Origin of the sequence: Aeromonas sp. MaB10011B, from assembly GCF_017939325.1 — a bacterium.
In the GTDB taxonomy this organism is placed as follows: Bacteria; Pseudomonadota; Gammaproteobacteria; order Enterobacterales; family Aeromonadaceae; genus Aeromonas; species Aeromonas caviae.
The window spans coordinates 16,377-28,529 of sequence record NZ_JAGKRK010000055.1 but is presented as its reverse complement, the minus strand read 5'-3'; the positions used below and the strand labels follow the sequence as shown (position 1 = coordinate 28,529).

Annotated in this window: 12 protein-coding genes; 2 read left to right on the top strand and 10 right to left on the bottom strand. The window is 64.0% G+C overall.

Translation table 11 applies throughout. The features are described from left to right. Positions 1–44: 44 nt before the first annotated feature. The 8 genes from secD to hinT all read right to left on the bottom strand — a co-directional run bounded on the left by secD (position 45) and on the right by hinT (position 7,169). Positions 45–1,847, bottom strand: a complete 1,803-nt coding sequence (secD, locus tag J9893_RS13725) for a protein translocase subunit SecD (RefSeq protein ID WP_210599978.1) — start codon at positions 1,845–1,847, stop codon at positions 45–47. A gap of 148 nt (positions 1,848–1,995) precedes the next feature. Further along, positions 1,996–2,463 carry a hypothetical protein gene (locus tag J9893_RS13720; protein ID WP_041212852.1) on the bottom strand — a complete coding sequence of 156 codons (468 nt, stop codon included), beginning with the start codon at positions 2,461–2,463 and terminating at the stop codon, positions 1,996–1,998. Between the two features lie 106 nt (positions 2,464–2,569). Continuing rightward, positions 2,570–3,430, bottom strand: a complete 861-nt coding sequence (locus tag J9893_RS13715) for a DUF6279 family lipoprotein (protein ID WP_210599977.1) — start codon at positions 3,428–3,430, stop codon at positions 2,570–2,572. A 51-nt stretch (positions 3,431–3,481) separates the two neighbouring features. Further along, the gene (locus tag J9893_RS13710; RefSeq protein ID WP_210599976.1) at positions 3,482–4,345 is read right to left on the bottom strand and encodes a phosphotransferase; all 864 of its coding nucleotides are present in this window, start codon (positions 4,343–4,345) and stop codon (positions 3,482–3,484) included. Continuing rightward, a complete protein-coding gene (gene lpoB, locus J9893_RS13705) occupies positions 4,335–4,931 on the bottom strand; it encodes a penicillin-binding protein activator LpoB (RefSeq protein WP_010674346.1) in 597 nt (198 codons plus the stop codon). The genes J9893_RS13710 and lpoB overlap by 11 nt, the downstream gene beginning before the upstream one ends. Continuing rightward, entirely contained in the window at positions 4,931–5,329 is a 399-nt protein-coding gene (locus J9893_RS13700; protein ID WP_139700313.1) for a YcfL family protein, read from the bottom strand. The genes lpoB and J9893_RS13700 overlap by 1 nt, the downstream gene beginning before the upstream one ends. A 68-nt stretch (positions 5,330–5,397) precedes the next feature. Then, a complete protein-coding gene (locus J9893_RS13695; protein WP_069785669.1) occupies positions 5,398–6,819 on the bottom strand; it encodes a hypothetical protein in 1,422 nt (473 codons plus the stop codon). Continuing rightward, the gene (gene hinT / locus J9893_RS13690) at positions 6,819–7,169 is read right to left on the bottom strand and encodes a purine nucleoside phosphoramidase (protein ID WP_010674343.1); all 351 of its coding nucleotides are present in this window, start codon (positions 7,167–7,169) and stop codon (positions 6,819–6,821) included. Before hinT ends, J9893_RS13695 begins: the two co-directional genes overlap by 1 nt. Positions 7,170–7,425: 256 nt before the next feature. On the opposite strand from hinT, the gene J9893_RS13685 reads away from it, so the two are divergent. Then, positions 7,426–9,438: a methyl-accepting chemotaxis protein gene (locus tag J9893_RS13685; protein WP_041215416.1), complete on the top strand. Its 2,013-nt coding sequence runs from the start codon at positions 7,426–7,428 to the stop codon at positions 9,436–9,438. Between the two features lie 70 nt (positions 9,439–9,508). Here J9893_RS13685 and J9893_RS13680 read toward each other — a convergent pair whose 3' ends face one another. Beyond that, a complete protein-coding gene (locus J9893_RS13680) occupies positions 9,509–10,393 on the bottom strand; it encodes a 6-carboxytetrahydropterin synthase (RefSeq protein ID WP_210599975.1) in 885 nt (294 codons plus the stop codon). A gap of 79 nt (positions 10,394–10,472) precedes the next feature. Here J9893_RS13680 and J9893_RS13675 point away from each other — a divergent pair, with 79 nt between their 5' ends. Continuing rightward, entirely contained in the window at positions 10,473–11,816 is a 1,344-nt protein-coding gene (locus tag J9893_RS13675; protein WP_139700315.1) for a dihydroorotase, read from the top strand. Here J9893_RS13675 and J9893_RS13670 read toward each other — a convergent pair. Then, positions 11,806–12,120, bottom strand: coding sequence for a hypothetical protein (locus tag J9893_RS13670; protein ID WP_139700317.1), 315 nt, complete (start codon positions 12,118–12,120; stop codon positions 11,806–11,808). The two genes, J9893_RS13675 and J9893_RS13670, sit on opposite strands and share 11 nt — an antisense overlap. Positions 12,121–12,153: the final 33 nt, after the last annotated feature.

The window sequence follows — 12,153 nt, the reverse complement described above, 5'->3', positions numbered from 1 at the left end:
CAGACTCACGGGCGCGGCGTCATGGTGATGAAGTCGGTTCATGGTCATACCCTCAGCAGCTTGGCGCGGCTGTTGCCCCACAGGGGGTTGATGATGGCGCGGGTGCCCCAGATGCCGGTCACCATGCTGGAGATGAGCCCCAGGATCAGGGTGATGGAGAAGCCCTGCAGCGGCCCGGAACCGATGGCATAGAGCACCATGGCGCAGATGAGGGTGGTGATGTTGGCATCGAAGATGGTGCGAAACGCCGAGCGATAGCCAAAGTCGATGGCGTTGGCAAGGCTCCCCCCCTCCCGCAGCCGGTCCTTGATCCGCTCAAAAATCAGCACATGGGTATCCACCGCCATGCCGACGGTGAGCACCAGACCGGCGATCCCCGGCAGGGTCAGCACGGCCCCCGGCAGCACCGCCAGCATCCCCACCTGCATCAGCAGGTTGGCGACCAGCGCCGTGATGGCGACCCAGCCGAACTTGCGATACCAGGCCATCATGAACAGCATCATGCCCGCCATGCCGAACGCCAGGGCGGTGAAGCCCGCCTCGATGTTCTGCAGACCCAGGGTCGGGCCTATGCTGCGCTCTTCCAGGATCTTCAGCGGCGCGGTGAGGGCCCCGGCCCGCAGCAGCATGGCGAGCTCCTGGGCCTCGGGCAGGCTGCCAATCCCGGTGATGCGGAACTGGTTGCCAAGGGCGGTCTGGATGGTGGCGACGTTGATCACCTCGCTTCGGGCGCGCAGCTTGCCTTCGGCGTTGGTCTTGTACTCGGTGAAGACGGTGGCCATGGGCTTGCCCACGTGCTGGCGGCTGAACTGGTTCATCTTGCTCCCCCCCAGGGTGTCGAGCACGATGTTGACCTGGGGCTGCCCCATCTCCCCCATGTTGGCGCGGGCATCGACGATGTGCTCGCCGCTCAGCACCGGCTGGCGGGCCAGCCCCACCGCCTGGCCGCTGCGATCCGCCATGAAGAAGCGGCTGTCGGCCTTGGCTTCATAGAAGGCCAGGGACGCGGTGGCGCCGATCACCTCTTTCGCCTGCTTGGGGTTGTGCACCCCCGGCAGCTCGATGCGGATGCCGTCCTGCCCCTGACGCACCACCGAGGCCTCGACGATGCCGAGCTCGTTGATCCGCTTTTTCAGGATCGACAAGTTCTGGGTCACGGCGTTGTTCACCAGCAGGGTGCGCTCGGCGTCGCTCAACACCAGGGTCAGTGCATTGCCGGAGCGGCTCAGTGTCCACTGATCCTGGCGGGTACCGGCACTCTCCTTGATGATGGAGAGCCAGGCCTCCTGCCCCGCCACGTCGGGCAGGGTGACGGCCACGCTCCCCTGGGCGGTGCGCATCACGCTGGCCCCCCGCAGGTTGGCCTCGCGAAAACGGGTGCGCAGAGTATCCACCAGGTTCTTGGTCTGGTTGTCGATGACGAAATCCACGTCCACCCCGATCAGCAGCTGAGAGCCGCCGCGCAGGTCCAGCCCGAGCTTGATGGGGTCGGCGCCGAGCCGGCTGATCCAGGCCGGGGCGTTGGAGTAGAACTCCAGGGTCAGGGCGGCGCTGTCCAGCCCCTGCTGCTCCAGCAACTGCTTGGCCAGTTGCTGCTCCCCCTGGCTGGCGAACACCAGCGCCATCCGGTCGCCCTGGGCGATCTGCTTGAGGGGGTCGATGTGGTTCTCGGCCAGCAGGGTGCGCTGCGCGTCGCTCAGGCGCGACTGGCCGTGCAGACCGAGGGAGGGCTGCTCACCGAAGAAGGTGGGCAGGGAATAGAACGCGAACGTGACCAGCATCAGCAGCAACAGGGCGTACTGCCACAGGCTCATGCGGTTCAACACGGTATGACTCTTTTTTCTCATGTAATCGGCCTCTGTCAGGCAATGGCAAGGGGCGACACCGGGGTCGCGCCGTGCAAAAAAATGAAACAAGACAGCCTAGCCGTTCACTAAAAGTGAACAGCAACAGAGAGAAGATGAGGCAACAGGTGGCAAGCTGACCCCATCGGGGTCAGGCGAGGAAGCTCTGGGCGAAGCGGTACTGCAGATGCCGGCGCTGCAGGCGGCGCCTGTGAATGCCGGCGAAGTGATCGCGAAAGCTCGTCCCCGGGTAGAAGAGGGCGGCATAGAACAGCAGGCCGCACAGCAGCAGCAAGATGGCCTGCTGGGACCAGCTCATCACCAGCTCGTAGACCACGCTGCCGGGCTGATGATCGCGGCTCAGGGAGTGCTCGAGGCGCAGCAGGTGATTCTGGTGGGAGCCGACGAACTTGACGATGCCATCGTCACTGCCGCTGACGCCGTGGGCCGCCGGGCTTGCGTCGGCAGGTGCCGCCCCCTCCGCCAGCGAGTGGGCCTGCTGGGCCGAGGGCTGGAACGCGGGTACCTTGACCCCCTCCACCGAGAGGGTAGAGAACAACAGTGCGAGGGTGATGAGCAGGGTCATCGCCGCCAGTTTCACGTTGTCGGTCAGGTTCAAAAGTTAATTCCCACACAATAGAAAGGGCAAGCTACCACAGCCTGCCCCACAAGAACAAGGGCGGCAGGCCCGGGGCCCGCCGCCCTTGTGTTGTCTCACCGCGTCCTCAGCGCTTGCGGGTCATGCCCTCGAAGTCCTCGGCATAGTCCTTGAGCAGGGTGTAGAGGTGGGCCCGCTGGGAGAGATCCATGGAGTGGCTGAGATCGCTCAGCCACTGGATGGTGCGCTGGCGGGACTGGTCCGTGTAGCCGGTGAAGCGGCCATCCATCAGGCCGTCCCCCTGCTGGAGCAAGCGAGTCAGTTCCTGGCCGAAATCCGGACTCTGGCGCTGTTTCATCAGCCGATCCAGCTCCTTGGTCCAGGCCTCCTGGAAGTCGAGCCAGGGGGCCATCATCTCGTATTGCCACTCGGCCCACTGCGTGATGAGGGGCTCCTGGGCCGGCTTCACCTTGCCAATCCAGAACACCAGGCGCTCGTTCATCTTCTCCCGAAAGCCCTTGATCATCTCGGCCTTCGACTGGGTGGCAAAATCGTGCTGGCGCTCCTGCTGGCGCTTCACCCGATCGGCCATGAAGCGAGCCACCTGCTCGTCAGTCAGGGTCTTGGCAAGGCGCACCGTGCGGGGAATGGCGTTCTCCAGGGTACGGGTCAGGCTCGCCTGGGTTCTGTCCAGATGCAGGGTCACCTGGGCCGGGCTCATGGGGCTGGCCACCGCCTTGGCCAGGGCGTCGAGATCCCGGGCATAGATGGGCAGCTCATGCTGCCGGTGCCAGGCCATCAGCCCCTTCACCTCCTGGTCCAGCAGCTTCTTCTGGCTGCGGTCCAGGGAGAAGTAGTCGTCCAGTTGCCAGACGATGGCCGAGTCGAGCCAGTAGTAGATCACCCGGGTGGCGCAACCCGTCAGCAGCAGGCAGAGCAGCAGCAGGCTCCAGCTACGCGGTTGACGCCATGAGAATGTGGTCACCATGCATGCCTCCCATTCATTGAATACACGCGTCGCGCGGGCCGTTGCCGGGCATCACTCCAAGCGCTGGCGGTTGATATCGATCAGGGCCTGATACTCGGGCCCGGGTTGCTGTTCGGCCATCAGCAGCGCCCACAGCAGGCCGATGTAATCGACCCAGGGCAGGAAGGCATCGGCCTGGAATCCCCGGGGCCCCAGCCCCGTCGGTGCCCCGTCCATGGCTTCAAGATAGCAGCTCTCCAACTGGCACCGCTGCTCTTCGCTCCAGCCGTGGGTGCGCTGGATGCTGGCGACCTCGAACCCAGGATGACCGGCGGCGCCGTACTCCCAGTCGATGACCCAGGGTCGCGACCCCAACAAGTTAGCCGGATTGAGATCGTGATGGCAAGGGAGCCAGCAGTCGTCCGGCTCCCGGCTCGCGAGCAGGGCCCGCTCCAGGGCGGGCAGCCAGGGAGGGATATGGGCCAGACGCTGCCGATAACCGCCGCTGTGGGCCCGCACCGCCATCACCACGGTCGGCACCGGCAGGCGGTGCAGCCGCACCAGCACCTCCGCCATCAGGCGGGGCTGCGCGGCGAGAGGTGGCGCCTGCTCGGCCCAGTTGGGTTCGTCGCACCACGCCAGCAGCATCAGGCCGGTGGCGGGATCGCCGTGATGACAGGGCAACGCCAGCCCCTGCCCCACCGCCCCCTGGTAGAGCTGCCACTCGGTGGCCCGGTCGATGCCAAGGCGCACCGGATCAGGATGACCGCGGCGCAGGAAGGCCTGCTCGCCAGTGGGGAGGCAAAGCCGGTAGTTGCCGTTGGTCAGGCCCTGACCCAGCGGCTCAAGGCGCCCCTGATCCCAAGGCGCCGGCAGGCTGGCGAGGAGCGCCAGCTCCGCCAGATCCCCCTCCCCCCGCGGGTCCTCACCAGCCAAAGGTGGACTTCTTGGCCTGTTTGCGGATCTCTTTCTGATCGGCCCACAGCAGTTCGCCGTTCTCCACATCCATCAGGTTCATGGTCATCTGGTAGTAGACGTCCTTCACCTTGCCGTTGTCCTTGACGATGCTGGCGAGGTTGCCATAGACCATGTAGCGGGCACCGGTCTGCTTGCCGAGCCGCACCATGGTGGCGGGATCCACCATGCCGCTGCCCTGCTGGTATTCGAGCTGCTGCTTGACCGCCGCCACCTTGCTCATGTCCACGAAGCGGAACTTGCCCGAGCGCAGCAGCTTGGTGCGGATGGTGTCGGTGATGGCCTCGGTGTCGATGTGCTCCGAGGTCTTGTTGCGGATGGAGTCCATGAACATCACGGGGCGGCCCCCGGCGGTGATCTCGCTGGTGGCCGGGGACGCCAGCATGGAATCCGCCATCTTGTCGGCGATGGCCTGCAAGTCGGAGGAGCCGTAATCGACGGTCACCGTCTCGGTCTCGGTGGGATCGCCATAGCTGACGGTGGTGCTGGAGCAGCCGCCCAGCAGCAGGGCGCCGGTCAGGATCAGCAGGGCATGATTCATTTTCATCAGTAGGATTCCTCCATCACTTCGCGAACGTAAATCCGGTAACCCCGTGCAGCCGGGCTCGGCGCCAGGGCGGACAAGGTGCGGGTCTGGTAGCCATGCAGCTTGATGGGGGTCCAGCCGCGGCCATCGCTGGCCACCTCCTGCCCCGCGTCGTCATACCAGTAGAAGAGATATTGCAGCGTGTGGTCACCACGCTGGGTGCTGGCCGCCGCCACGTTGACCTGCAACAGGCCGTTCTGCTGGCGCCGGCTGAGTTCGGTCAGGGTGACGTTGACGTTTTGATGCTGCTCGGCCACCGCCGCCGCACCGGCCGCGCCATAGAGCGCCACGCCGGAAGTATTGGTGGCACAGCCCGTCAGCAGCAGAACCAGGCCCAGGGCCAACTCTTGTGCTTTCATCTTGTTCTCCTTGCCGGTGGCCGTCGGCCTGACCGGTCATTCATCTGAGTTGCCATATCCGGTTCCCCCTAGAGGGGCATCACCCGGGTCGTGAGACCGCTCCCCAGGCGCTGTACCCACACCAGGGTGGTGCGCCCGGCGTGGACGCTGAGTGGCAGGGTGCGCATGGCGCTGCCCGCCCCCAGGGTCAGGGTGACGTTCCCGGCCGGGACCATCCCCTGCCAGCTCGAGGCCTTGGCGGGCAGCGTCAGCCAGCTGCGGGTATCCGCCCGCTCCGAGAGGGTGTTGAAGATCCCCACCAGGATGTTGCCCACATCCCCCCCCTCCTTGGCGGCGGTGCGCCGTACCTGCTCCTTGGCCACCAGCCGCAGGGCCTGCCGGGTCAGCATGCCAGGCAGCCGCTCCTGCAGATCCTTGGCCGCCAGCGCCTCCAGCCTCACCAGCTCGCTGGTCTGCGCCACCCCCTTGCCCACCGACAGGGTGAGCGGGGCGCCGTCGCTGGCCCGATTGTCGTAATAGGGCACCGCCACGGTAAAGGTACGAAAATCGCCGCTGGAGGTGGAGATGGGCAGCGGCAGGAAGAGCTCACGGCGCGCCGGGATGAGGCCATCTTCAAACAGCACCACCAGCTGGCCCTGATCCTTGGCCAAGGGCGGCGCCTTGCGGCCCATCCGTTGCTCGGTCTCCTTGAGCTCCTCGGGAGAGCCGCGAAGCCGGGCCAGGCGCAGCAGGGCATCCTGCAGGCTCTGGTTGTCCGGCGCTATCTGATAGCCGCGCTGGTAATCGACCCAGGCGTCGTTGAGATCCCCGGCCGCCTCGTAGAGCACGCCGGAGAAATAGAAGGTGTAGGCGTTCTGGAAACCGTTTTTCACCTGGCCTATCAGGCGATCGAGCTCGGGGGCGCCGCGCGACATCAGCTGGCGCATCTCCCCGGCTTCGTCCTCCTGCTCCCCCTCCTGCGCGGCCTTGCGCACCTCGTCGGCCCGCCGTTTAAGGGCCTGCTCCTGCACCTGGTTGGCACGGCGCACCTCTACCAGGGCGCCGTCGGCATCCCCGCGCTGCAAGTAGTTGAGCGCCAGATAGTGGTGCAGCATGGTGCGCTCGTAATCGGGCGCCTGGTAAGCCAGGGTCTGATCGTTGGTGAGCAGGCTGCCCGCCTGGGCCAGTCCCTGGCTCAGGCGGTACTCGGCCTGACTGTCTTCCCACGCAAGCCGGCTGTCGGCGGCGGCAAAGGCCTGCTTGCTGGGGCCGTCCTGACCCGCCAGCCAGGCGATGCGCCCCTTCTCCAGCTGGTCGAGCACGAAGGTGTCGTCCCCCGGGGTCGATTCGCGCACCTCGGGTAGGGCCTCGGCGGCATGGCCCAGCAGCAGCTGGTTGCGCAGGGGCACCATCTGATCCGAGTAGGAGACGAACATGTCTTTCCACTGGGAAGCACAGCCCCCCAGCAGCAGACCGGCCAACAGCAGGCCGGTCGACGGGACGAGGCGCATCACAGGCTCAGCAGGGGTCCCAGGGGCTCGCCACCGACCAGGTGCAGGTGGATGTGATAGACCTCCTGCCCGCCGTGGCGGTTGCAGTTCATGATGAGGCGGTAGCCGTCCTCGGCGATGCCCGCGTCGCTGGCGAGCTTGCGGGCCACGGTGAACATCCGGCCCAGCGCCAGCTCGTGATCCGGCTCCACGTCGTTGACGGTGGGGATGAGCACGTTGGGAATGATCAGAATATGGGTCTTGGCCTTGGGCTGGATGTCGCGAAACGCGGTCACCAGATCGTCTTGATAAAGGATGTCGGCGGGGATCTCCTTGCGGATGATTTTGCTGAAAATGGTTTCTTGCGCCATGGGTAACTCCTTTATAGGAAAAAGAAAATTCAATACAAAGCTCAAGCGGCTCCCAAACAGGCCGCCGCAACGCGCCAAGTGTGACACAAGCCGACATTTGGCACAGCCGTTGTCCCAATTGCTTCAGTTATTGTGAAGAATACCGATAGCGAGGAGACGTCCCGCGAACCACAACGGCATCCCCTTCGGGGCATGCAGGGTATCAAAGGGACGGGGTACTCAGGCAAGGGACTTTTGCACAGACAGCGGGACAATAATGAAACAAACAATGTCAGACCTCTCGATCCTACAGAGAGTCTATCTGGGCTTTGCCATCCTGGTCGCCGTCATGGTCGCCAGTGCGGTACTGACCTTTCGCGGCCAGAGCGAACTCAGCGGCGCCCTGGATCAGGTGACCCAGGAGTCCATGCCGCTGGTACTCGCCAGCAGCCAGACCCAGATAAGCCTGCTCAGCGCCAACAAATGGCTCACCGACGTGCTGACCGAGCAGGATCTCAAGCAACTGCCTGCGGAAGTGGCCGAGTTGCAACAGGCCAAGGGCCAGGTCGACAAGATGGTCGCCAGCCTCAAGCAGCAGGTGGCGGTTCATCCCCAGTTGCAGGCGGACATGACTGCCCTCGTCAAGCTGGTGGATGACTACCTGCAACTGACCCAGACCCTGCCCGGCGAACACGAGGCCCTGCTCACCCGGCTGCACAAGGTCAATCAGGCCAAGGGCCAGTTCCAGGTCAGCCTGCCCCAGTTCAAGAAGAACCTGGGGGACATGATGGTCACCATCGACGACAGCTTCATCAAGATGCTCTCCGAGACCCTGACCACCAAGCTCTCCGCCATCGAGCTCTCCACCATGGATGCCCTCAACCAGAGCATCCCCGCCCCCATCGAGGCGGCGCTCAAGCGCAACAAGATGCAGATCGAGGGCTTCAACAGCACCATCAAGGATCTCCAGGGGGAGCTCAAGGACTTCGACAACAACATGGGCCACTACGTCCATGGCTTCGTGCGCGACACCACGGGTAATGACGGCGTGCTCTCCCAATACCTGGCCCTGATGAAGCAACAGCAGGCCATGCGCGAGCAGAGCAAGCAGGCGAGCCAGCTCATCCTCAGCATCCAGAACAAGCTGGAGGGGATCACCGCCCAGAGCCAGCAGCTGATGAACGCCAGCATCCAGGCCTCCGATCGGGTGCAGACCCAGAGTACCCTGACCCAGGGGATCAGCATCGCCATCGCCATCTTCGTCGCCATCCTGGTGGCCTTCACCCTGGGCAAGGCCATCCGCCGCCCCCTGAAAGAGCTGCTGCGGGTGCTGACCGAGGTGACCCAGGGTGACATGACCCAGCGCGTCGGCTTCAAGAGCCAGAACGAATTCGGCCAGCTCGCCAGCCAGATCAACCTGCTGATCCACCAGATGGGGGATGTGCTCAAGCAGCTCTCCCAGGCGTCGACCCAGCTCAACAGCGCCGCCCACGACAACCGCCACACCACCGAATCGGTGCGGGCGGATCTGGAAAAACAGCGTCAGGAGACCGCCTCGGTCGCCGCCGCCATGACCCAGATGGAGGCCTCGGTGCGGGAGGTGGCCCAGGCCGCCAACCAGACCCTGGAGCGGGTGCAGGATGTGGAGAAGGCCTCCGAGATGGGGCGCAAGGTAATGGCAGGCAACATCACCACCACCCATCAGCTCGCGGGCAAGCTGCAGCAGACCGGCAAGGTGATTGGCGACGTGAGCGCCATGAGCGGCCAGATTGGCAACATCCTCGACGTCATCCGCGGCATCGCCGAGCAGACCAACCTGCTGGCCCTCAACGCCGCCATCGAGGCGGCCCGTGCCGGCGAGCAGGGACGCGGGTTTGCGGTGGTGGCCGACGAGGTGCGCAACCTGGCCGGTCGCACCGCCCAGTCCACCAGCGAAATCCAGACCATGATCGAGAACCTGCAGCAAGGCGTCGCCCGGGCGGTCAACGTGATGCAGGAGTGCTCCCGCGAGATGGACAGTTGCGTGGATCAGAGCTCCCAGGCCAACAACGCCATGGAAGAGGTGCAGGGCATCGTGGTGCTCATCAGCGACATGTCGAGCCAGATAGCCTCCGCCGCCGAGCAGCAGCAGGCCACCAGCGCCGACATCGCCACCAACCTCAACCGCATCTCCGACATCTCGGATCTCAATTATCAGGGCATAGAACGGGTCGCCGAGACCAGCCAGCAGCTCGACTCCCTTGCCGAGCAGCAGGAGGGGCTGGTCCAGCGCTTCCGCCTCAGTGCCTGATGGCCACGACCCGATACGACAAGGCCCCGCATTGGCGGGGCCTTGCTTTTTACTGGCATGCGGCGCGGGATCAGGCGTAGGCGATGGCGCCCTTGCCGACCCCTTCATAGGCGACAATCTTGACGAACTTGTCCCCTACCTGCTTCTTCACCTCGCGGGCGATGTAGTGGGCCAGCAACTCGATGGTGGTATCGGTGTCGATCATCTCCACCTCCGCCGCCGGCATGGCGAGCTGGAACAGCCCCTGGGGCGCCACGTACTTGAAGCCGATGTAGTGAGCGTCCCCTTCTTTCAGTGACGCCTCGGCCCGCTCGCTCAGGGCGAGTTCGCCAAGGGCCACCCTGTCCTCTTCGGTGCCCAGGTAGATGTCGGCCCAGCGCTCGGCCCAGTTGAACTCCAGCTCCTCGTCACGCTCCCCGTCCACCAGGATCTCGACGGGAGAGCGGTGGCCGTGGGCGATGCGCTGGCAGTTGCCGTCGTGCTTCTTGAGGCCGTGGCTGTAGTGGTAGAAGGCGCCCTCGATGCGCTCCTGGCGCAACGTCAGGGAGAGATCCTTGATGTTGCTGGGCAGGCGCTTGGCCAGTACCCCCAGCAGATAGCGGGTCACCGACTCTTTATCCACCTGGGGGGCGGGAATGAAGGCAAAGCCCTGGGTCGGGCAACGCAGGTGAATGGCGCGACCCGGACGCAGCAGATCCACGGTGCTCTCGTCGTTGTCCAGCGCGTTGACATGGACCAGGGGACATTCCGTCGGCACCAGCAGCTTGTGATCCACCTCTTCATCGATGATCGACTTGATGAGCTTCTTCACCCGACCGAAGTCCAGCAACATGCTCATCTCGTTGAGCTCGCCACTCATCTCGATGTCCACCAGCCAGCTCTCGCCCACCATGCCGCGGCGCTCGCATAAATAGCTGGAATCGATCACAGTCAAATCTCTAACAAATAACTTCATTACTCAGGCCTTGCTACAGAGAAAGTGCAGTTTGCGATATTATGACCCCGGATTATCGGCAAAGGAACTGGAACCCCCCATGAACAAATTGCTTATCAAGAATGCCACCCTGGTCAACGAAGGCCGCATCTATGCCTCCGACGTCCTGATTGAGGGTGAGCGGATCGCCCGCATCGCCCCGGACATCAGCGCCCCCGATGCCGTGGTGATCGATGCCGCAGGCCGTCACCTCATCCCCGGGATGATCGACGATCAGGTCCACTTCCGGGAACCCGGCCTGACCCACAAGGGAACCATCGCCAGTGAATCCCGGGCCGCCGTGGCCGGTGGCACCACCAGCTTCATGGAAATGCCCAACGTCAATCCCCAGACCACCACCATCGACGCCCTCGAAGCCAAATACCAGATCGCCGCCAACTCCGCCGCCGCCAACTACAGCTTCTACCTGGGTGCCACCAACGACAACCTGGAAGAGATCAAGAAACTCGATCCCAAGCAGTCCTGCGGCATCAAGATCTTCATGGGGGCCTCCACCGGCAACATGCTGGTGGACAACCAGGAGACCCTGGCAGCCATCTTCCGCGAGAGCCCGGTAATGATCGTCACCCACTGCGAGGACACCCCGTCCATCAAGGTGCTGGAAGACGAAGCTCGCGCCAAGTGGGGCGAAGACGTGCCCATGCGCGAGCACGGCCGCATCCGCAGCGCGGACGCCTGCTACAAATCCTCCAGCATGGCGGTCTCCCTGGCCAAGCAGTACGGCGCCAAGCTGCACGTGCTGCACCTGACCACGGCGAAAGAGCTCTCGCTCTTTACCGCCACCCCGGATCTGAAGGATCTCAAGGACAAGAACATCACCGCCGAAGTGTGCGTACACCACCTCTTCTTCAACGAGGCGGACTACGACACCCTGGGCAGCCAGATCAAGTGCAACCCGGCGGTGAAGAGCGCTGCCGACCAGCACGCCCTGCTGGATGCGGTACGCAGCGACGTGCTCGACATCATCGCCACCGACCACGCCCCCCACACCTGGGAAGAGAAGCAGAACAGCTACTTCAAGGCGCCGTCCGGCGTGCCCCTGGTGCAGCACTCCCTGCAGGCGCTGCTGGAGCTCTACCACAACGGGGTCTTCAGCCTGGAAACCATCGTCAAGAAGACCTCCCATGCGGTGGCCGAGCGCTTCCAGGTGCAGGATCGCGGCTACATTCGGGAAGGCTACTTCGCCGACCTGGTGCTGCTGGATCTCGGCAAGCCCTACGTGGTCACCGACAGCAACCTGCTCTACCTGTGCGGCTGGTCCCCGTTCAACGGCTACCGCTTCCAGAGCACCATCGAGATGACCCTGGTGAACGGGCAAATAGCCTGGCAGAACGGCCAAGTCACCGACAAGGTATTGGGCAAGCGACTCACCTTCAACCGCTGATCTGGATGATGACCGCTTCCAGCGCGCCCTGCTTGAGATGACCCAGGTCAACGGGCAAATAGCCTGGCAGAACGGTCAGGTCACCGACAAGGTATTGGGCAAGCGCTTGACCTTCAACCGCTGATCTCGGCTTGAGAACATCACGCCAAACGGCCACCTCCGGGTGGCCGTTTTTCCTGCAAGACAGCGGTGAGGTGCCGACAAAATGCACCACTGGTCGCACTTTGATCCGAAGTTGCTCGCAAAGCAGGCAAACGATCTCGAACCTGAATTTCCCCTGTTGACAGGGTCGGGGCATCTCCATAAACTCCCTCCCCGTCAGCCGAGCTGACTCCGT